Genomic DNA, 18,652 nt, shown 5'->3' on the forward strand with positions numbered 1-18,652 from the left:
GAGCCCCCGCCGTTCGCCGGATGCCTGAATACGCCGCGCTCGACCTTCCCGAGAATCCGAAACTCACTCATAACATCACCCATTTCGCCCGCGCCCTGCGCAAGGCCGGGTTGCCCGTCGGCACTGGGCGTGTCGTTGATGCCATTCGCGCGGTCGAGGCGGCGGGTTTCACCTCAAAAGCCGATTTCTTCTATACCCTGCGCGCCTGTTTCGTGACCCGGCCCGAGCATCGGGCGGTTTTTGCACAGGTCTTCCGTCTTTACTGGCGCGATCCGCGTTACATGGAACACATGATGGCGCTTATGCTGCCGGCCATTCGTGGTGTGCAGGAAGACCGCACCGCGCAGGCCGCCGAAAAACGCGCCGCCGAGGCACTGTTGGACGGGATCGAGCCCGACATGCCCGAGGCGGAAGCTCAGGGAGGCGACGAGGAGACACTGATCGAGATCGACGCCTCGCAGACCATGTCACGAGAAGAAAAGCTTAAGACGCTCGATTTCGAACAGATGAGCACCGCAGAGATTGCGGAGGCCAAGCGGATGCTGTCTCGCCTCAGCCTGCCAGTAAAACCCTTTGCCTCGCGCCGCGCCATGGCCAGCCATACCGGGCACAGGGTCGACGCGCGCAAGACCTTGCAGGCCGCGATGCGGCGGGGCGGCGAAATGGGCCGGATCCACCTACGCAAGCCACGCCCGCGCTGGCCAAACCTTGTGGCAATTTGCGATATTTCAGGTTCAATGAGCCAGTATAGCCGTATGGTTTTGCATTTTCTCCATGCTGTGGCCAATGAAAAAGGCGCCGGATGGGCCAAGGTGCATGCGTTCACCTTCGGAACGCGTCTCACCAATATCACCCGCCATCTTGCCACACGCGACGTTGACGCGGCCCTGCGCGCGGCTGGACAAGAAGCGCAGGACTGGGAGGGCGGCACGCGCATCGGGGCATGTCTACACGCGTTCAACAGGGATTGGTCGAGACGGGTCATGGGGCAGGGTGCCGTGGTGCTGCTGATCACCGATGGTCTGGACCGTGACGATTCCGAAAGCCTTGAGCACGAGATGCAGCGTCTTCACCTTTCGTCCCGTCGTTTGATCTGGCTCAATCCTTTGCTGCGATGGGATGGATTCGCGCCAAAGGCGACCGGCATCCGGGTCATGCTGCCGCATGTGGATTCCTTTCGCGCCGGCCACTCCATCGCCACGCTCGAGGATCTGGCCAAGGCGATCTCGCAACCTGATGACAGCGGTGAAAAGGCGCGGCTGATGGCCCTGCGTGACGGGTAAGAAAGGGCCGGCGCGCGGCCGGCCCAGTCGAAGGAGACCCGTCGGGGACGATCAGGATCTCCAGAACCATTTGCGGGACTCGTGAAACGCGTCTTCGGCGGTCAGCCCGATATCGCGCAACAGGTGACTGTCGAGTCGCGCCAGATCACAGCGGCTTTGACGGCGCTGCGACCAGATCAGGAAAAGCCACGCCACCTGAACCGCAAGACGCGACGGCACGGGCAGCGTTGTGCGGGCGCTCAGCTGCTTCAGGGCCTGTGTCTCGGGGCGGGTCAGGGTGTACATGGTCTTAACTCCTGTATTGTATTGGTACAATTTGCATGCTACGCCCTATTTTTGTACGCATTTGCGCTTTGTTTCGCTAGGAAAACATTGTGATGGATACAACTTGGCCACCAGACCTATCACAGACGTCAGAATCGAAGTATATTGTATTGATACAATCGTTACGCGCTGCCATCCGTACCGGCGTGCTTGAGCGCGGTGCAAAACTGCCGCCAGTGCGTGAACTGGCGTGGGATCTCGGGATCACGCCGGGAACTGTCGCGCGCGCTTACAAGATGGCCGCCGAGGAGGGCTTGGTGGAAACCGGCGTGGGCCGCGGCACATTCGTGGCAGGCGGGCTGGTCAGTCCGGCGGCGGATATTCCACTTATGAACCTGCCGCAGCCGGGTCATCTCGATCTGCGCGCCGTGCGCGTTCCCGATGTCGGGCAGGAGGCGCAGATCCGGCAAATACTTCAGGAACTCGCGCGCACAAACGTCCACGGCTACGTCGATTATCCCAACATCGAAACAGACCACGGCGCGCGTGTCGCCGTAGCGCATTGGATCGGACCGGACCGCGCCGGGCGCATCGCCGCCGAGGACGTTGTTCTGGGACTCGGCGCGCAGAATTCGGTAATGATGGCCCTTCAAACCGTACTGCACGGCACAACGCCTGTGATCCTGACCGAGTCGCTCGCTTACCCCGGCGTGCGCCACGCCGCGCGGCTTTTGAGAGCCCAATTGATCGGCGTCGACATGGACGCTCACGGTGTTCGCCCTGACCGGCTGGAAGAGGTATTGCGCCGTCATGGCGGGCAGGTTTTCTTGACGTCACCCGAATTGCACAGCCCGACCACGCTTCACACTCCGGCCGCGCGCAAGGCCGAGGTCGCCGCAGTGGCGCGCCAATTTGAGTTGCAGATCATTGAAGACGATTGTCATTGCCTGACACGGCCCGAAACGCCGGCCTACCGGGCGCTTTGTCCCGAACGTGCTTGGTTCATCTCGTCACTGAGCAAGACCGTGTCGGCGGCACTACGCTTTGGCTATGCGGTCGCGCCGAAGGGGCAGGGCGCGCAGGCGCGCCAGGTCGCGCAATCCTCGTTCTACGGCATGCCGCAACCGATCGTGGACCTTGTCACATCGCTTCTGCGGTCCGGCGCTGCGGAAGAAACCCGAGCGAAGGTCGAAACCGAAATGGCGCGCAAGGTGCGCATGGCGGTAAATGCGCTGGGGGGCTGGGACGTGCAATGGCGCGAGGATGCGCCGTTTCTCTGGTTGAAGATGCCGCAAGGCTGGCGCGGCTCCACCTTTGCGCGGGCCTGCGAAAGCAAGGGCATTCGCATCAAGCCCGCCGACGAGTTCGCCCTGCCAGACGGGCAGGCGCCCAACGCGGTCCGTGTCAGCCTGAACCCCTATATCCCCGAGCCGGAGCTGGAAGCCGCCTTGAGTACCATGTCGGCGCTGCTGGCGGTGCCGCCCCTGGCGGTGGATATCTGAGAGACGGCTGTCTCGCGCGCTTTTCTTCGCTGCAAACTTATGGGGTAAAATGATACCATATTTTTAAGATATTGAAATCGCGCATTTATTTCGAAAATATCGGCCTTGATTTGGACGGGCGGACCTGTATAACCGCGCAATCGAATGCGACCCTCAGTTATCAGGGACAGACCTATGAAAACCTATTCTGCAACTCCGGCAGAAATCGACAAGAAATGGATCGTGATCGACGCCGAGGGCGTCGTTCTGGGCCGTCTCGCCTCGATCGTTGCCACCCGTCTGCGCGGCAAGCACAAGCCGAGCTTCACCCCGTCCCAGGATATGGGCGACAATGTCATCGTGATCAACGCCGACAAGGTGCAGTTGACCGGGAACAAGCGTATGAAGCCGAACTATTGGCACACGGGCTATCCGGGCGGGATCAAATCGCGCACTACCGGCCAGATCCTCGAAGGCGCGCATCCCGAGCGGGTCGTGACGCAGGCGGTCAAGCGCATGCTGCCCTCCAACCGGCTTGCCAAGCGGCAGATGACCAATCTGCGCGTCTATGCCGGGGCCGAACATCCGCATGAGGCTCAAAGCCCGGAAGTGCTGGATGTGAAATCCATGAACAAGAAAAACACGCGGGTGTAAGAGACATGGCTGAAGAAATCAAATCTCTCGAAGGCCTGGAAGCCGTCGCAGACGGTGCCGAGGCGACCGCGACCGAGGTCGAAACCCCACGTGAGCCGGTGCGCGACGATCTGGGCCGGTCCTATGCCACAGGTAAGCGCAAGGACGCGGTCGCCCGTGTCTGGATCAAGCCCGGCTCGGGCAAGGTGAGCGTGAACGGCAAGGAAATGAACGCCTACTTCGCGCGTCCGGTGTTGCAGATGATCCTGCGGCAGCCCTTCTCCGTGGCCGGGGTCGAGGACCAGTTTGACGTAATGGCGACCGTCAAGGGCGGTGGTCTGTCGGGCCAGGCCGGCGCGGTCAAGCACGGTATCTCGAAGGCGCTGCAGCTTTACGATCCGTCTCTGCGCGGGGCGCTCAAGGCAGCCGGCTTCCTGACCCGGGACAGCCGTGTTGTCGAGCGGAAGAAATACGGTCGCCGCAAGGCGCGCCGGAGCTTCCAGTTCTCGAAGCGCTAAAGAGTTACAGAAAATGGACTTTTTCGAAGGGCTGCGGGAAACCGCGGCCCTTCTTGGTATGCAGGCCAGACCTTGCTGCGCGGATAAAAGACGCTACTTGTGTTGGCGCAGAGAGAGGTTCGTGCATGTCAGACACTTCCCCGAAGGCCTATAACCCCGAACTTCTGGCGCGGCTGGAGCAGCCCGATGAGGCACAAAAGGCGCGCCCCAAGACACGCGACCTGCGCGGGCAGGTGACGACAGCGAAGGATGCGTCGGAGCATCGTCGCTATGCGTGGCTATACGAGGATCTGCTGAACTGACGCCTTAGCGTCCAAGCTCTTTCATGCCACGCTCCAAACCGGCAAGCGTCATGGGCACCATGCGATCTTCGAAGATCTCGCGGATCATTTTGATCGAGTGGGTGTAGCCCCAATAAGCCTCGGGCACCGGATTAATCCAGAGATTGTCAGGCCATTGCGCGCGGGCGCGGTCCAACCAGACCTGTCCGGCTTCGGCGTTCCAATGCTCGTTCGCCCCTCCGGGATAGGCGATTTCGTAAGGCGACATCGATGCATCGCCCACGAAGATGCACTTGTAATCTGAACCGAACGTGCGCAGCACCTCTTGCGTTGGCGTTTGTTCGTCCCAACGCCGGCGATTGTCACGCCAGACGCCTTCGTACAGGCAATTGTGGAAATAGTAGTATTCCAGATGCTTGAATTCTGCCCGGGCGGCGGAAAAGAGTTCTTGGACTGCCGCGACATGCGGATCCATCGATCCGCCGACGTCGAGGAAAATCAGCACCTTGACTGCATTTCGCCGCTCTGGCCGCGTTTTGACGTCCAGATATCCATGCTCTGCCGTTGCGCGGATCGTGCCATCAAGGTCAAGCTCGTCCTCCGCGCCGTCACGCGCCCATTTCCGCAGACGTTTCAGTGCGACCTTGATGTTGCGCGTGCCCAGTTCGACGCTGTCGTCGAAATTGCGAAACTCCCGCTTGTCCCAAACCTTGACCGCCCGTCGGTGGCGGCTTTCCTGTTGGCCGATGCGCACACCTTCGGGATTGTATCCATAAGCGCCGAAAGGGGAGGTTCCCGCGGTGCCGATCCATTTGTTACCGCCCTGGTGCCGCCCCTGCTGTTCCTTCAGACGGTCCTTGAGCGTCTCCATTAGCTTGTCGAAACCGCCAAGCGCTTCGATTTCGGCCCGCTCTTCCGGTGTGAGATGTTTTTCGGCCATCTTTTCCAGCCACTCGGCAGGCAGGTCGATGGCGTTGAGCATATCGGCGCTGCTGATCGCCTCGAGCCCCTCGAAACTGGCGGCAAAGGCCCGGTCGAACCGGTCGATATGCCGTTCGTCTTTCACCATGGCGCTTCGGGCGAGATAGTAGTACCCCTCGACATCATAGGTGACCAGCCCGGTGCCCATGGCTTCGAGAAAGGTCAGGTATTCCCGCAGGCTGACCGGCAAGTCCGCTTTCCTGAGGTTCTCGAAGAAAGGCAGAAACATCGTCGCGCCTTAAACGGACATGCGATGGATGATCAGTGTGACAAACAGCCCGGCCAGTGTGAACACCAGCCCGAAAACGAAGGCGTATTGCAAAATGTCGGCGGTGCTGCCCTTGCGCCGGCATGCCGTCAGCGCGCCCAGGCTTGCGCCCAGGATGGCCCCCAGAATGACGATCATGTAACCCCCGTGGTCAACCTTTCAGGGGACTGAGCGAGGCGATTTCTCGAAGTTTCGCGCGCACAGCCCAGTCCGCGCCGAACCCGTATCGCGCCCAGCCGACGCTGTCCAGCCGGACGGCCTGCGCCTCTGCGACGCGGCCGGTCAGATCGAGCGCCTCGGCACGCAGCATCATCAGCGTCGCGAGAAGGGCCGCGTTTTCGTGCCGCTCGGCCGTGGCGAGATGCCGCGCGATTATTTCAAGCGCTACATCGCCGCGTCCCTGGCTTATCGCATAAGCGGCCAATTGCGAGCCGGTATAGGCGCGATGCAGATCGGTTCCGGGCGTCATGCGGTAAAACCGGTCGGCCATGAGAAAATGATCATGGGCGTAGTTCGGATCGGACGCCTGCGTCAGCCGGCCCATAGCAAAATGCGAGAATGCCCGGCGATGGTCCCGCCAGCCTGCGGTCTGCGCGATGCGCAAGGCCTCAGAGGCCGCGGACATACGCTGCGTATGGCGAGCCCCGGGACCAAGCGCGGTTTGGATCGCATTGATCCACGCGCGCGGCGTAGACGATGCCGGGCGCGGCGCAAGAGTTTCTCCTCGTGGATTGAGGCGAGCGAGAATTGCCGGCAGGCGGGCCGCCACTTGTCCGCGCGTCATCCCGGATCGCAGTTCCGGCGCGTAGTAGGCCCGGAGAATCAGCATGTCGAAGCCTGTCAGGACAGTGTGGACATTGTCGTCGTTGAAGACGCTGTCGGGCAAGTGGTAGAGATCGTTGAGCGGGCCGAGCGCCTGCGCCAGTTCCTCATGCAGACAATCGCGCACCTCTTGCGGTGATGCGTCATTCGGCAGGAAGATCGCGATCTTCTCTCGGTGCGTGAGAAGGCTCCAGTTCGTCAGACGGCTGTGACGGGCGGCGCGGTACTGTGACAGACGGCTGATGTTGGGCACGACGAAACAGGCCGCCTTGGGAAGATGGCGGCGAATCTCACTGCGCGGCACGGCCTCGATGGTGATGTTCGCGGACTCGCCCCGGACGCGCGCAATGTCGATACCGGCCTCAGTCCGCAGGCGGTGAACGAGGCGATTGAGATCGGACATGAGGCTGGGAGGCGGATTTCCGGTGACGCGGATCGACACCGGTCCTTCGAAGCGCGAGAAACGGGGCAGGGTCCGACCGGATTCCAGCTGGAAAGAAAGCTCCAGAAAATCGCGAGCGATATCGGTGTTAGAGCGGATCGGCGGCAACGGCTTTGGGGCCGAAAACGTCCGCATCGATTGCAGCATCGTTGGCTGCTGGGTGGCGGCCCGGGTGGGCGGTTCTGTAGGCGGGCCGGGTACGCAAGCGCCAAGCATGAGACAGATGGGAAGAATTACGCGACGCATGAGCCACCCGAAGTCTGTATTGAACCATGCAAAAGCGCCACCATATCGGCGGCGTTCCGCTGTCCTGCTTCGGCGATGCGCGGATGGTTGCGCGTCTCTTCCGCGCGCGTGTCTTCCGCCCTGCTCGATGCCGCTACCGGACCGAAGGGAGATTTGCCTCTCATTCGGTTCGATGTAAGGAGCAATAAAGGCAAAAATGTGGCCACGGACATGGTCAAACCGAAGCGTAGTCCTGATGCTGAACTTAGAATTCAAATTCAATGACATGCGCGATCCTGAAGACATGATTCTTCCGTGGCCTTCAGGCCGAGTTTACCCAATTCAGACCTTCTGCGCGTGCCTGCTCAAGCCTGGCATCAACCGCCGCGTTGCCGCCGCGCCATGAAGGCCAGACGCTCGAAAAGATGCACGTCCTGTTCGTTCTTGAGAAGGGCGCCATGAAGCTTGGGCAGGGCGTCGGCTCCATCGCGCTTGAGATCCTCTGCGGAAAGATCCTCGGCAAGGATAAGCTTGAGCCAGTCCAGCACCTCGGATGTGGAGGGCTTTTTCTTGAGCCCTGTCTGCTCGCGAATGTCGAAGAACTGCGTCAGGGCCTCTGTCAGAAGCTTGTCCTTGATGCCGGGATGATGCACTTCGACGATCCGGCGCATTGTGTCGGCGTCGGGAAAACGAATGTAGTGAAAGAAACAGCGGCGCAAGAACGCATCCGGCAGCTCTTTTTCATTGTTCGAGGTAATAATCACAATCGGCCGCTGTCTGGCCGTGATGGTCTCACCGGTCTCGTAGACATGAAATTCCATCCGGTCGAGTTCTTGCAGAAGATCGTTCGGAAACTCGATATCCGCCTTGTCGATCTCGTCGATGAGCAGCACGACCTTTTCCCCAGCTTCGAAGGCCTGCCAAAGTTTGCCCTTGCGGATGTAATTGCGCACGTCGTTGACACGCTCGTCGCCAAGCTGGCTATCGCGAAGGCGGCTGACCGCATCGTATTCGTAAAGACCTTGCTGCGCCTTGGTCGTCGATTTGATGTTCCATTCCAGCATCGGCACGCCGAGACCCTTGGCCACTTGCCGCGCCAGTTCGGTCTTGCCGGTGCCGGGCTCTCCCTTGACCAGAAGCGGCCTTTCCAGCGTGACGGCAGCGTTGACCGCGATCGTCAGATCTTCTGTGGCGATGTAGGCGTCTGTGCCTTCAAATTTCATCTCTGGGGTTTCCTAGCTTGGCGCAAAGCGGCGCAATTCGGCGGCACACTAATGCGGGTGCGAAAACACATCAATGCGGCGTGATTGTGTAGTGACAATCGCGTTTTGCCCGTGTAATCCGCACCAACGGGAGCCAGGGAGACAGAAATGGACGATGCTGGCCGAGAAGAGGGTACCGATATGAAAGCAGAGGTCTTTCTCTCCGAGGATTACACCCCGGCGGAAGACGAGCCGTTCATGAATGAACGCCAGCTCGAGTATTTCCGTCGGAAGCTGATCAACTGGAGGAATGAATTGCTCGAGGGCAGTCGCGACACGATCGAGGGGCTGCAAGACAGCACCCGCGCGATCCCTGACGTGGCAGACCGCGCAAGCGAGGAAACCGACAGGGCGCTGGAACTGCGCACGCGGGATCGCCAGCGTAAGTTGGTCGCAAAGATCGACGCTGCGCTGAGACGGATCGAAGAGGGCGAGTATGGCTATTGCGAGGTGACCGGCGAGCCGATCAGCCTCAAGCGGCTGAATGCCCGTCCCATCGCTACCATGAGCCTTGAGGCACAGGAGCGTCACGAGCGCCGCGAGAAAGTGCACCGCGACGATTGATCGTGCAAGCAGCTGCAACCAGATCAAAACGCCGGGGCTTTCGTCCTGGCGTTTTTTCGTTCAAGCACATCCTATGGATATAAAGGGTCTGGAGTGCCTCATCCTTGGCGGGGGAATCGGCGGGCTTGCCGCAGCGCTTGCCCTGTCGGCGCGCGGGGCACGCTGCCGAGTGCTGGAACAGGCGCCCGCATTGCGCGAGGTCGGCGCCGGGCTTCAGATTTCACCGAACGGCTTTGTCGTGCTCGAAGCACTCGGACTTGGCGAAGGTTTGCGACAAGCGTCGGTGCAGGCAAAGGCGGTAAGATTGTGCGATTATTCGGGACGCGACGTGGTCCGGCTCGACCTCGATCAATTGGAGCGTCCGTGGTATTTCTTTGTGCACCGTGCCGAGTTGCTTTCGCTGTTGGTGGAAGCCACGGCGCGTATGGGAATCCCGATCGAGACGGGTCGTCGCATCCTGAAGGTCCGGTCCGGAGCTCGCCCGTCCGTCGAAGATCAGACCGGTGCCGTTCACGCGGCGGATCTGATTATCGCCGCTGACGGGCTGCATTCCGTTGCGCGCCCCGTACTCAATGGAGAGGCCACGCCGTTCTTCACGGGCCAAGTGGCATGGCGGGCCGTAATCGACAGCGACAGTACCGCGCCCGAGGCGCAAGTCTTCATGGGACCCAAGCGCCATCTGGTCACCTATCCGCTTTCGCGCGGTCGCCGTAATATCGTCGCTGTAGAGGAGCGTCGAAGTTGGCAGGCCGAGAGTTGGAGCCAGACAGACGACGCCGAGAACCTGCGCAAAGCCTTCGCCGATTTTGGTGCGCCGGTGCGGGACATGCTGGCGCGGGTCGGACCAGTGAACCTGTGGGGCTTGTTCCGTCACCCCGTGGCAAGGACATGGCATGCGGACGGCGTCGCGCTGGTCGGTGACGCGGCCCATCCGACGCTCCCGTTCCTGGCGCAGGGTGCCAATATGGCGCTGGAAGATGCCTGGGGTCTGAGGCGCGCGCTTGACGACGCTTCTAGCCTGACCGGAGGGCTTGTCGCGTATCAAGAGTTACGGCAGGCGCGCGCCGAGCGCATCGTTTCAGCGGCCAGCAGGAATGCCTGGAAGTACCATTTGTCTTTTCCGCCTTTACGCATGGCGGCGCATTTTGCCTTGCGGCTGGGTGGGTCGGTCGCGCCTCGGCGACTCACCGGCCAGTTTGACTGGCTCTATGGCTATGACATCACGCACGATTAGTCGTCGCATCTGGTGACGCGGTAAGGCTTCGTAGCTTTGGAGTGCTTCCCTGCGCAGGCCTTAGTGCGGCAAGGGCGGCGTCATACGCTGCAATTCAGGCAAAATGGCGGAGAGACAGGGATTCGAACCCTGGGTGGGCTTGCACCCACAACGGTTTTCGAGACCGCCCCGTTCGACCACTCCGGCACCTCTCCGCGGGGGTCTGGTGGGTGCGTTTAATTGCCTTTGACAGGGGCCGCAAGGGGTTTGGCATTGTTTGGCCAGAGAATCTGCCTAGGTTGGGATCGAGCAAAATAACGAGGTGCGTGTGTGATACGACATGCTGATTTCCGACATCTGGTCTTGGCGACGCTGGCAGGGCTCACGCTGGCCCTTGGAGCGATGATGCCAGCCCGCGCGGCCGACCGCGACCGGGTCGAAGCGTTTCTGACCGTGACCGGTTTTGACGTGGCGCTTGAATCCATTGCGCTGTCGGCCGCCGACGCGCCTGCCATGCTGGGCATGCAGCCCAATGAGTTCGGGTCAGACTGGCGCGAAAAGTCGGCAGAGGTGTTCGACACCGATTTGATGCACGGCATGGCGCTGTCGATTCTGGAGGAAGCCCTGAGCGACGATCTTCTGACTCACGCGGCGGCATTCTATGCCTCGCCTCTGGGGCAACGCCTGGTCGAGGCGGAGAACGCCTCGCACATGGTCGAAGACGATGTCGCCAAGCAGACCGAGGGCGGCGAGGTGGTGGCATTATGGACACAGAATGACGATCCGCGCCTCGATATCCTGCGCAGTCTGAACAAGGCCATTGATAGCGCCGACACGGCCGTGCGCGCGGTGCAGGAGATTCAGGTGCGGTTTTTGATGGCTGCGTCCAATTCCGGTGTTCTCGAACGGCGTCTGGATGAGCAGGCTTTACGGGCTGCCTTAAAGGAAAACGAACCGGAATTGCGCCGCTCGCTACAGGTTTCGGGCCTTACGGCGGCAGCCTACACGTATCAGGATTTCAGCGAAGAAGATCTGGCGGCATATCTCGTCGCACTGGAGCATCCCGATATGCAGCAGGTCTATGAACTTATGAATGCCGTTCAGTACGAGATCATGGCAAACCGCTTTGAGGAACTGGCGCGGGTTATGGCAGACATGCATCCCGGACAAGAGCTCTGATGCGTCTGGTTGTCTCACTGATCACCGGACTCTTCCTTTCGTGCGGGGCTGTTCAGGCCGGCGAGGCCGAGGATATGGACGCCTTGCTTGAGGCCCTGCGCATAAATGATGCGGTTGAGATCATGCGCGCGGAGGGTCTTGTCTATGGCAATGAAATCGCTGCGGACATGCTGCCCGAAACAAGCGAGGATGCCTGGGCTGCCCAGCTTTCACGGATTTATGATACCGACCGCTTGGCAGGCCAGGTTTCGACCAGGTTGGCGGAAGCGCTTGCCGGAACCGACCTTGCGCCGCTGGTGGCCTTCATGACGTCCGAGACCGGCCGCGAGATTGTGGCGCTTGAAATCTCCGCGCGAGAGGCTTTTCTGGATCCTGCGACCGAAGACGCAGCATTCGCAAGTTATGAAGCGGCGAAAGAAGAGCAAACAATTCTTTACCGTAAGGTGCAGGTTCTGATCGAGGACAGCGCACTTGTGGATTTCAACGTGATGGGCGCGCTCAACGCCAATCTCATGTTCTACCGCGGTCTGGAAGACGGCGGCGCCATTGAGATGGGTGAGTCGGAAATGCTGAAGGATGTATGGGCGCAGGAAGACGCCGTGCGCGCCGAGTCCGAAAGCTGGCTCGGCGCCTTCCTTATGATGGCGTACCGTCCGCTCGATCCCGACGCGCTCGAGGCGTATACGGCGTTTTATCGAACGCCCGAGGGCCAGGCGCTCAATGCCGCGATTTTCGAGGCGTATGACGGGATGTACGAGCAGGTGTCCTACCTTCTGGGCCGGGCCGTGGCACGCCAGATGACAAGCGAGGAACTGTAGCGCTCGACGTCAGACGGATCGCTGGAATATTGCACCCAGTTCGGTCTTGACAGGTCCGCCTATCCTGACCATAAGCCCGCATCCCGACGAGGTTCGCTCGCGCGGGTGTGGTATCAATGACGCTCACTTAGCTGGGCGCGCTGTCCGAGGCAGGCCTGAGAAGGCCGCAACACGGGAGACGATCCCGAGGCCACAGGACGCGGGATATGAAAAGGAAGACTAGGATGTTCGCGGTCCTCAAGACCGGCGGCAAGCAGTATAAAGTCCAGTCGGGCGATATGCTCCGCGTGGAAAAGCTTGCAGCAGATGCCGGTGAAAAAGTTCAATTCAACGAGATTCTGATGCTGGGCGGTGATAGCACCGTGATTGGCACGCCTTTCGTCGACGGCGCTGCTGTGCAGGCTGAGGTCGTCGATCAGATCAAGGGCGACAAGGTCATCCACTTCGTCAAGCGCCGCCGCAAGCACGGATCGAAGCGCACCAAGGGCCACCGTCAGCAACTGACCGTCCTGCGTGTGACCGAGATCCTGGAAAAAGGCGCAGAAAAGTCGGGCGTGAAAGCAGCGATGGGCGCAGGATCCGCCGCGGCTGTTGCCGGTCTTGGCGACGCAAAGCTCGCCACAAACAAGGCCGAACAGGCCGACATGAACGCCCGCATCAAAACAGACGACAACAGCGCCAAGGCAAAGCCCGTGGCAGAGGCCGGCGTAGCGTCTGGCGCTGCGGACGATCTCAAGCAGCTGTCGGGCGTTGGCCCTGCGCTTGAGAAGAAACTCAACGAAGCCGGTGTGACAACGTTTGCCCAGATCGCAGCATGGACCGAAGAGGACATTGCTGCTATGGACGAGAAATTGTCGTTCAAAGGCCGGATCGAGCGTGAAGGCTGGGTCGATCAGGCCAAAGAGATCGTCAAAGGCTAAGGAGAAGCGAGATGGCACATAAAAAAGCAGGCGGTTCATCCCGCAACGGGCGCGACTCGGCTGGCCGCCGTCTTGGCGTCAAGAAATACGGTGGCGAAGCCGTCGTTCCTGGCAATATCCTCGTGCGTCAGCGCGGCAACAAATTTTGGCCGGGCGACAACGTTGGACAAGGCAAGGACCACACGCTTTTTGCCACGGTTGAGGGTTCTGTTCAGTTCCGCAAGGGACTGAAGGGTCGGACCTTCATTTCGGTTACGCCGGTGGCGGAGGCCGCAGAGTAAGCCGACACCAAAAGGTCTGACACACCAACGGGATCGGCAAACCGCCGGTCCCTTTTCTTTTGGGCGGCCTTTGCGGGAAACGAGATTGAAAGTCATGATACGGGATCAGGTGGCATGAGCGTGGCGGGCGTCACGAATTCCGCTTCTGCCGGAGCACCCGCCTTGCAGGCGACCGCAACAATCGCCATCTGATTTCTGCTACTGCACTGCCTGCGGCACCCCGTCTGGACATACGGAGGAGATCAGATTGCTGAGGGTGTTGCGGGTACGTCGGCGGAAGCGATTTTAATGTGGACGCTGGCGGTGCTGACCGTCGCATCCGTGGTATTCGTTCTTTTCGGAGGAGAAGGCATATGAAGTTCGAGCATATTTCCAGCCAGCCGGTGATCGACGCGGGCCGCTTCATGCTGCGCCCTTTGCGTGGTGCTGATGCCGGTCTGATCGAGATGTATGCCGGTGACGAGAGGGTGGCCTGGCGTACCACGACCATTCCGCACCCGCTTCCCCCCGGCGTTGCCGAAGCGCTGATCGCCCGGTCGAACGATCCTATCCATTCCGAAGATGTCTGGGCGATGGACGCCTCCGCGTTTGGCGGGAGCGCGCTCATGGGGCTTATAAGCCTCGAACGTCTTGAAATGAATCAATCCGAGATTGGCTATTGGGTGGCGCCGGCGTTCTGGAACGCCGGCATCGCCTCGGCCGCGGTAGAGGCGTTGGTTTCAGCGAATCCGCACCGCGCCCGCACCATTTTCGCCAGTGTCTTTCAAGATAATCCGGCCTCAGCCCGGGTGTTGATCAACTGCGGCTTCGCATATCTCGGAGATGCGGAAAGCTTCTCGGTGGCGCGGCACGCCAAAGTCCCCACCTGGACCTACTCAAAAAAACTGGATTGAGCCGTTAAGGGCCTTTCGCGTAAGGAGACATCATGAAATTTCTCGATCTCGCCAAGGTCTATATTCGCTCGGGCAGCGGCGGGAACGGGTGCATCAGTTTCCGGCGCGAGAAGTTCATAGAATACGGCGGTCCGGATGGCGGCGACGGCGGTGGCGGCGGATCGGTCTGGGTGGAGGCCGTGGACGGGCTGAACACCTTGATCGATTTCCGCTATCAACAGCATTTCTTTGCAGAGAACGGACGTCCAGGCATGGGCCGGCAGCGTACGGGTGCGGATGGAAAAGATATTGTGCTGCGTGTCCCCGTTGGCACCGAGATTCTTGATGAGGATCAGGAAACGCTTCTGGCCGATATGACCGAACTGGGCCAACGCGTGTGCCTTGCAAAAGGCGGAAACGGAGGGTGGGGTAACCTGCATTTCAAGACCTCCACCAACCAGGCACCGCGTCGGGCCAACCCCGGGCAGGAAGGGATCGAACGCACCATATGGCTTAGGCTGAAGCTGATCGCGGATGTGGGGCTTTTGGGCATGCCGAATGCGGGCAAGTCAACTTTTCTTGCCGCGACATCAAATGCTCGGCCTAAGGTGGCTGATTATCCCTTTACCACGCTGCACCCCAATCTGGGCGTCGTTGGCGTCGATGGTGTGGAATTCGTGGTGGCGGATATTCCCGGCCTTATTGGCGGCGCGTCTGAAGGCAAGGGGCTGGGTGATCTGTTTCTGGGTCATGTGGAGCGCTGCGCGGTACTTTTACATCTTGTCGACGGCTCGTCGGGCAGTCTGATCGAGGATTATCATACCATAATCCGCGAGCTTGAGGCTTATGGCGGCGGCTTGGCCGACAAACCCCGTGTCACCGTTCTGAACAAGATCGACACACTTGATGACGAGGAGCGCAGTTTCCTGCGCGAGGAACTCGAAGCCGCGTCAGGCGGACCGGTGATGACGATGTCCGGTGTCTCGGGTGAGGGCGTGCCGGACGTTCTGCGCGCGCTCAGAGCCCAGATCGACGATGACCGCCTGCGGCAACGCCTTGCCGAAGAAGAGCCTGAGCCGTGGCAACCGTAGCGAACGCCAAACGTCTGGTCATAAAGATCGGTTCGGCGCTTCTTGTGGATCGCCACAGCGGGCAGTTGCGCGCAGACTGGCTGCGCGCTCTGGTCGAGGACGTGGCGCGCATTCGCACGCGCGGCACGGATGTGATACTGGTGTCCTCGGGTTCTATCGCACTCGGACGCCGCTTGCTCGGTTTGCCGGCGGAGGAACTTAGCCTCGAGCAAAGCCAGGCGGCCGCCGCGGTTGGTCAGATTCAGCTGGCCCGCGCCTATGCCGAGGCCCTGGCCACGCATGGGATTACCGCCGCTCAGGTATTGGTGACGCTGGAAGACAGCGCAGACCGCCGCCGCTACCTTAATTCTCGCGCCACCTTGGAACAGCTTTTGCGTCTTGGCGCGGTCCCCATCGTCAACGAAAACGACACCGTTGCCACGGACGAGATCCGCTATGGAGATAACGATCGGATGGCCGCACAGGTTGCCGTGACTGCAGGGGCCGACCAGTTGATCCTATTATCGGATGTTGACGGTTTCTACACCGCCAATCCTGCGCATGATCCGAGCGCTAAACGTTTCGATGTGATCGACGCCATCACGCCCGAGATCGAGGCCATGGCGGGCGAGGCGGGCTCGGGCCTCTCGAAAGGCGGCATGAAGACCAAGCTGATGGCCGCGCGCACCGCCACCGCGGCGGGGTGCGACATGGCGATTACCGAAGGCTCTGGCCTGCATCCGGTGCGGGCTTTGGAAGAGGGCGCACCGGCCACCTGGTTCACTGCGCAAGGCGACCCGCAACAGAAGCGGAAGCAATGGATTGCGGCGATGAAGCCAAAGGGAAGGTTCGTAGTCGATGCCGGTGCGGCCAGCGCCCTTGGCAGGGGCTCAAGCCTTTTGCCGGCCGGCGTTGTTTCCGTTTCGGGGCGGTTCGGACGCGGCGATGCCGTGGAACTGGCCGACGAGACCGGCCGCGCCCTGGGACAGGGGCTGACCCGGTATGACATGGCGGATGCCACGCGTATCCTTGGGCGGCGGTCCGCCGAAATTAAAGAGCTGTTGGGCTATCCGGCGCGCGGGCCGCTCATTCACCGCGACGATATGGCGATATGATCCGGTTTGCGTGTAGACTGCGCCGACCGCAGGAGGGTTGAACGATGAAGGATCTGGACAATATCCCCGCGCTGATGGCCGAAATCGGCAGCCGTGCGCGCGCTGCGGCCACCACACTGGCCACGGCCACGCCGGAGGCGAAGCGGCAGGCACTCGAGGTGGCAGCCGATGCTGTCTGGAACACGCGCGCCGACATTATCGCGGCCAATGCGAAAGATCTTGAGTTCGGACGCGACAAAGGCCTGAGCGAGGCGATGATGGACCGTCTTATGCTGAACGAGGCTCGGATCGAGAGTATTTGCGACGGCCTACGTACCGTGGCAGCGCAGGACGACCCTATTGGCGAGGTTCTTGAGGAATGGGACCGTCCTTCTGGTCTGCATATTCGCCGGGTGCGCACGCCGCTTGGTGTGATCGGCGTAATCTACGAATCCCGGCCCAACGTCACAGCGGATGCCGGGGCGCTCTGCCTGAAATCGGGTAACGCCGTTATCCTGCGGGGCGGGTCGGAAAGTTTCCATTCTTCCGCCGCGATCCATGCCTGCCTTGTCGAGGGCCTCCGCCAAGCGGGTCTGCCCGATGATGCGATACAGCTCGTGCCGACGCGAGACCGTGCGGCGGTGCAGGAAATGCTGACGATGACCGACACGATCGACGTCATCGTACCCCGCGGCGGCAAGGGACTCGTCGGTCTCGTGCAGCGCGAAGCCCGCGTGCCGGTTTTCGCCCATCTTGAAGGCATCGTGCACATCTACCTCGATGCCCAGGCGGATCCGGAAAAAGCCCTGCGCGTCGTGCTGAACGCGAAGACCCGGCGCACTGGAATCTGTGGCGCGGCGGAATGTTTGCTGATCCACGAGTCGATCGTAGATACGATCGGCCAGGGTGTACTTAAGGCCTTGATCGAAAAAGGGGTCGAAGTGCGTGCGGATGCGCGCCTTCAGATGGTTCCGGGTACCATACCCGCCAGCGAAGACGATTGGGGGCACGAGTATCTGGACATGATTGTCGCCGCGAAATGCGTGGCGTCTCTTGACGAAGCCATCGATCATATCCGCACCTATGGTTCGAACCACACCGACTGTATCATCACCGAAGATGACGGCGCCGCCGCGGAATTCTTCGCACGGCTAGACAGTGCGATTCTCATGCGCAACGCGTCGACCCAGTTCGCGGACGGCAGCGAATTCGGCATGGGCGCAGAGATCGGCATCGCAACCGGCAAAATGCACGCGCGCGGTCCGGTCGGGGCGGCCCAATTGACCAGCTTCAAGTATCTTGTCGAGGGGGACGGCACGACGCGCCCGTAAGCGTGATCGTTGCCTCATTATCACCGAGATCCGTGGAAATCTTAATGTCCGCTTCCGCCGCCATGGCGGGAAGAAGCGAAAACTGGACAGTGGCCGGAACCGGCGTGCCGATCATTGGCGATCCGTTCAGACGCGCCCAGAGATCCGGATCGGGGATCAGCTGGGAACCACGTGCCGTGACACACCACTGGCCATCCTGAATATCAACGGCGATCTCGCCGCCTTTTGGGATCGCCTGTTCACCGCAGAGGACCGCCAGCAACACAATGCGGACCTCTTGCCGTGCAAAAGAGCCCGCCGGAAAGCCCTTAATTCGCACGCGGCCATCGGCGAAAAGCCCCATCAGGATCGCGGAAACTTCTTCTCCGCCGATCATCTGGCCTGACGAGGCCAAGCCAAACGCGACTCTGAAAAACCGGATCCGGGCATTCGCATGCGCCACGCTTTCGGCGACAAGCTTCAATTCCGGTGTTTTCGGAACACCGGACATTTCCAGAAGCTCCAGACCGTTCGTCACGGCCCCAATCGGGCTTACCAGATCGTGGCAGATACGCGAGCCTATCAACCCGGCCAAGGTGCTGGTATCGTGTCCCATCGACGATCGTCCTTTCCTAGCACCGGAGCCGTGATGTCCGACCTGAATTCCATCCTCGAACCCGGCATGCTGGTTCAGCACCCGGGACAGCCGGACTGGGGCACCGGCCAGGTCCAATCCAACGTGGGCGGCAAGATCACCGTGAATTTTCCGGATTTCGGTAAGGTCGTGATTGACGGATCCCGTGTTGAGCTTTTGCCGGTGATAGAACCATAATCTTGGTTAGCGAATGATTAACAGGGGCAAGCACCAGCA

22 protein-coding genes and 1 tRNA gene are annotated in these 18,652 nt (G+C 60.7%); 16 read left to right on the top strand and 7 right to left on the bottom strand.

Annotated features, from left to right (window positions below; all coding sequences use genetic code 11):
- Positions 1-20: 20 nt before the first annotated feature.
- Positions 21-1,283, top strand: a complete 1,263-nt coding sequence (locus EZV60_RS10840; RefSeq protein ID WP_135505349.1) for a vWA domain-containing protein — start codon at positions 21-23, stop codon at positions 1,281-1,283.
- Positions 1,284-1,334: 51 nt separating this feature from the next.
- On the opposite strand, the gene EZV60_RS10845 is transcribed toward EZV60_RS10840, so the two are convergent.
- A complete protein-coding gene (locus tag EZV60_RS10845) occupies positions 1,335-1,568 on the bottom strand; it encodes a DUF1127 domain-containing protein (protein WP_135505351.1) in 234 nt (77 codons plus the stop codon).
- 149 nt (positions 1,569-1,717) lie between these two features.
- On the opposite strand from EZV60_RS10845, the gene EZV60_RS10850 reads away from it, so the two are divergent.
- The 4 genes from EZV60_RS10850 (at position 1,718) to EZV60_RS19105 (ending at position 4,481) form a co-directional block, all read left to right on the top strand.
- Positions 1,718-3,049, top strand: coding sequence for an aminotransferase-like domain-containing protein (locus tag EZV60_RS10850; protein WP_245306273.1), 1,332 nt, complete (start codon positions 1,718-1,720; stop codon positions 3,047-3,049).
- 174 nt (positions 3,050-3,223) lie between these two features.
- Positions 3,224-3,682 carry a 50S ribosomal protein L13 gene (rplM, locus tag EZV60_RS10855; RefSeq protein ID WP_135505355.1) on the top strand — a complete coding sequence of 153 codons (459 nt, stop codon included), beginning with the start codon at positions 3,224-3,226 and terminating at the stop codon, positions 3,680-3,682.
- Between the two features lie 5 nt (positions 3,683-3,687).
- Positions 3,688-4,179: a 30S ribosomal protein S9 gene (gene rpsI / locus EZV60_RS10860; protein ID WP_135505357.1), complete on the top strand. Its 492-nt coding sequence runs from the start codon at positions 3,688-3,690 to the stop codon at positions 4,177-4,179.
- Positions 4,180-4,304: 125 nt separating this feature from the next.
- A complete protein-coding gene (locus tag EZV60_RS19105) occupies positions 4,305-4,481 on the top strand; it encodes a hypothetical protein (RefSeq protein WP_167853508.1) in 177 nt (58 codons plus the stop codon).
- A 4-nt stretch (positions 4,482-4,485) separates the two neighbouring features.
- On the opposite strand, the gene EZV60_RS10865 is transcribed toward EZV60_RS19105, so the two are convergent.
- From EZV60_RS10865 to EZV60_RS10875, 4 genes are all read right to left on the bottom strand, one after another.
- Positions 4,486-5,670 carry a vWA domain-containing protein gene (locus tag EZV60_RS10865; protein ID WP_135505359.1) on the bottom strand — a complete coding sequence of 395 codons (1,185 nt, stop codon included), beginning with the start codon at positions 5,668-5,670 and terminating at the stop codon, positions 4,486-4,488.
- Positions 5,671-5,679: 9 nt separating this feature from the next.
- Entirely contained in the window at positions 5,680-5,847 is a 168-nt protein-coding gene (locus EZV60_RS19110; protein ID WP_167853509.1) for a hypothetical protein, read from the bottom strand.
- A gap of 13 nt (positions 5,848-5,860) precedes the next feature.
- Entirely contained in the window at positions 5,861-7,219 is a 1,359-nt protein-coding gene (locus EZV60_RS10870; RefSeq protein ID WP_135505361.1) for a DUF2927 domain-containing protein, read from the bottom strand.
- Positions 7,220-7,575: 356 nt separating this feature from the next.
- Positions 7,576-8,421: an AAA family ATPase gene (locus EZV60_RS10875; RefSeq protein WP_135505363.1), complete on the bottom strand. Its 846-nt coding sequence runs from the start codon at positions 8,419-8,421 to the stop codon at positions 7,576-7,578.
- A gap of 147 nt (positions 8,422-8,568) precedes the next feature.
- On the opposite strand from EZV60_RS10875, the gene dksA reads away from it, so the two are divergent.
- Together dksA and EZV60_RS10885 are read left to right on the top strand one after the other, a co-directional pair.
- The gene (gene dksA / locus EZV60_RS10880) at positions 8,569-9,024 is read left to right on the top strand and encodes an RNA polymerase-binding protein DksA (protein ID WP_135505365.1); all 456 of its coding nucleotides are present in this window, start codon (positions 8,569-8,571) and stop codon (positions 9,022-9,024) included.
- Positions 9,025-9,097: 73 nt separating this feature from the next.
- A complete protein-coding gene (locus EZV60_RS10885; RefSeq protein WP_135505367.1) occupies positions 9,098-10,258 on the top strand; it encodes an FAD-dependent monooxygenase in 1,161 nt (386 codons plus the stop codon).
- Positions 10,259-10,362: 104 nt separating this feature from the next.
- Here the strand turns inward: EZV60_RS10885 and EZV60_RS10890 are convergent.
- Positions 10,363-10,452 (bottom strand) — tRNA-Ser (locus EZV60_RS10890).
- Positions 10,453-10,639: 187 nt separating this feature from the next.
- Here EZV60_RS10890 and EZV60_RS10895 point away from each other — a divergent pair.
- The 8 genes from EZV60_RS10895 (at position 10,640) to EZV60_RS10930 (ending at position 17,802) form a co-directional block, all read left to right on the top strand.
- Positions 10,640-11,416 (top strand): DUF2059 domain-containing protein, encoded by a 777-nt coding sequence (locus EZV60_RS10895; RefSeq protein WP_135505754.1) that lies wholly within the window; start codon positions 10,640-10,642, stop codon positions 11,414-11,416.
- Positions 11,416-12,234 carry a DUF2059 domain-containing protein gene (locus tag EZV60_RS10900; protein WP_135505369.1) on the top strand — a complete coding sequence of 273 codons (819 nt, stop codon included), beginning with the start codon at positions 11,416-11,418 and terminating at the stop codon, positions 12,232-12,234. Before EZV60_RS10895 ends, EZV60_RS10900 begins: the two co-directional genes overlap by 1 nt.
- A 224-nt stretch (positions 12,235-12,458) precedes the next feature.
- A complete protein-coding gene (locus EZV60_RS10905; RefSeq protein ID WP_135505371.1) occupies positions 12,459-13,154 on the top strand; it encodes a 50S ribosomal protein L21 in 696 nt (231 codons plus the stop codon).
- Positions 13,155-13,165: 11 nt separating this feature from the next.
- Positions 13,166-13,435: a 50S ribosomal protein L27 gene (gene rpmA / locus EZV60_RS10910; RefSeq protein ID WP_135505373.1), complete on the top strand. Its 270-nt coding sequence runs from the start codon at positions 13,166-13,168 to the stop codon at positions 13,433-13,435.
- Positions 13,436-13,788: 353 nt separating this feature from the next.
- A complete protein-coding gene (locus EZV60_RS10915) occupies positions 13,789-14,328 on the top strand; it encodes a GNAT family N-acetyltransferase (protein WP_135505375.1) in 540 nt (179 codons plus the stop codon).
- Positions 14,329-14,360: 32 nt separating this feature from the next.
- Complete coding sequence (obgE, locus tag EZV60_RS10920) at positions 14,361-15,398, top strand: GTPase ObgE (protein ID WP_135505377.1); 1,038 nt, start codon at positions 14,361-14,363, stop codon at positions 15,396-15,398.
- Complete coding sequence (gene proB, locus EZV60_RS10925) at positions 15,386-16,492, top strand: glutamate 5-kinase (protein ID WP_135505379.1); 1,107 nt, start codon at positions 15,386-15,388, stop codon at positions 16,490-16,492. The genes obgE and proB overlap by 13 nt, the downstream gene beginning before the upstream one ends.
- 44 nt (positions 16,493-16,536) lie before the next feature.
- Positions 16,537-17,802: a glutamate-5-semialdehyde dehydrogenase gene (locus EZV60_RS10930; protein ID WP_135505381.1), complete on the top strand. Its 1,266-nt coding sequence runs from the start codon at positions 16,537-16,539 to the stop codon at positions 17,800-17,802.
- Here the strand turns inward: EZV60_RS10930 and EZV60_RS10935 are convergent.
- The gene (locus EZV60_RS10935) at positions 17,762-18,397 is read right to left on the bottom strand and encodes a histidine phosphotransferase family protein (RefSeq protein ID WP_135505383.1); all 636 of its coding nucleotides are present in this window, start codon (positions 18,395-18,397) and stop codon (positions 17,762-17,764) included. The two genes, EZV60_RS10930 and EZV60_RS10935, sit on opposite strands and share 41 nt — an antisense overlap.
- 33 nt (positions 18,398-18,430) lie before the next feature.
- Between EZV60_RS10935 and EZV60_RS10940 the strand changes: the two genes are divergently transcribed.
- Positions 18,431-18,613 carry a DUF3553 domain-containing protein gene (locus EZV60_RS10940; protein ID WP_135505385.1) on the top strand — a complete coding sequence of 61 codons (183 nt, stop codon included), beginning with the start codon at positions 18,431-18,433 and terminating at the stop codon, positions 18,611-18,613.
- Positions 18,614-18,652: the final 39 nt, after the last annotated feature.

This window comes from Roseovarius aestuariivivens, assembly GCF_004761875.1.
Taxonomy (GTDB): domain Bacteria; phylum Pseudomonadota; class Alphaproteobacteria; order Rhodobacterales; family Rhodobacteraceae; genus Roseovarius; species Roseovarius aestuariivivens.

Excerpts from the sequence above, each read along its gene's own strand:
- EZV60_RS10900 (WP_135505369.1), top strand. The coding sequence starts at position 11,416 with ATGCGTCTGGTTGTCTCACTGATCACCGGACTCTTCCTTTCGTGCGGG.
- EZV60_RS10905 (WP_135505371.1), top strand. The coding sequence starts at position 12,459 with ATGTTCGCGGTCCTCAAGACCGGCGGCAAGCAGTATAAAGTCCAGTCG.
- EZV60_RS10885 (WP_135505367.1), top strand. The coding sequence starts at position 9,098 with ATGGATATAAAGGGTCTGGAGTGCCTCATCCTTGGCGGGGGAATCGGC.
- EZV60_RS10840 (WP_135505349.1), top strand. The coding sequence starts at position 21 with ATGCCTGAATACGCCGCGCTCGACCTTCCCGAGAATCCGAAACTCACT.
- EZV60_RS19105 (WP_167853508.1), top strand. The coding sequence starts at position 4,305 with ATGTCAGACACTTCCCCGAAGGCCTATAACCCCGAACTTCTGGCGCGG.
- EZV60_RS10845 (WP_135505351.1), bottom strand. The coding sequence starts at position 1,568 with ATGTACACCCTGACCCGCCCCGAGACACAGGCCCTGAAGCAGCTGAGC.
- rplM (WP_135505355.1), top strand. The coding sequence starts at position 3,224 with ATGAAAACCTATTCTGCAACTCCGGCAGAAATCGACAAGAAATGGATC.
- dksA (WP_135505365.1), top strand. The coding sequence starts at position 8,569 with ATGGACGATGCTGGCCGAGAAGAGGGTACCGATATGAAAGCAGAGGTC.
- EZV60_RS10870 (WP_135505361.1), bottom strand. The coding sequence starts at position 7,219 with ATGCGTCGCGTAATTCTTCCCATCTGTCTCATGCTTGGCGCTTGCGTA.
- EZV60_RS10875 (WP_135505363.1), bottom strand. The coding sequence starts at position 8,421 with ATGAAATTTGAAGGCACAGACGCCTACATCGCCACAGAAGATCTGACG.
- EZV60_RS19110 (WP_167853509.1), bottom strand. The coding sequence starts at position 5,847 with ATGATCGTCATTCTGGGGGCCATCCTGGGCGCAAGCCTGGGCGCGCTG.
- EZV60_RS10895 (WP_135505754.1), top strand. The coding sequence starts at position 10,640 with ATGATGCCAGCCCGCGCGGCCGACCGCGACCGGGTCGAAGCGTTTCTG.
- EZV60_RS10940 (WP_135505385.1), top strand. The coding sequence starts at position 18,431 with ATGTCCGACCTGAATTCCATCCTCGAACCCGGCATGCTGGTTCAGCAC.
- rpsI (WP_135505357.1), top strand. The coding sequence starts at position 3,688 with ATGGCTGAAGAAATCAAATCTCTCGAAGGCCTGGAAGCCGTCGCAGAC.
- EZV60_RS10930 (WP_135505381.1), top strand. The coding sequence starts at position 16,537 with ATGAAGGATCTGGACAATATCCCCGCGCTGATGGCCGAAATCGGCAGC.
- EZV60_RS10865 (WP_135505359.1), bottom strand. The coding sequence starts at position 5,670 with ATGTTTCTGCCTTTCTTCGAGAACCTCAGGAAAGCGGACTTGCCGGTC.
- EZV60_RS10915 (WP_135505375.1), top strand. The coding sequence starts at position 13,789 with ATGAAGTTCGAGCATATTTCCAGCCAGCCGGTGATCGACGCGGGCCGC.
- obgE (WP_135505377.1), top strand. The coding sequence starts at position 14,361 with ATGAAATTTCTCGATCTCGCCAAGGTCTATATTCGCTCGGGCAGCGGC.
- rpmA (WP_135505373.1), top strand. The coding sequence starts at position 13,166 with ATGGCACATAAAAAAGCAGGCGGTTCATCCCGCAACGGGCGCGACTCG.
- EZV60_RS10935 (WP_135505383.1), bottom strand. The coding sequence starts at position 18,397 with ATGGGACACGATACCAGCACCTTGGCCGGGTTGATAGGCTCGCGTATC.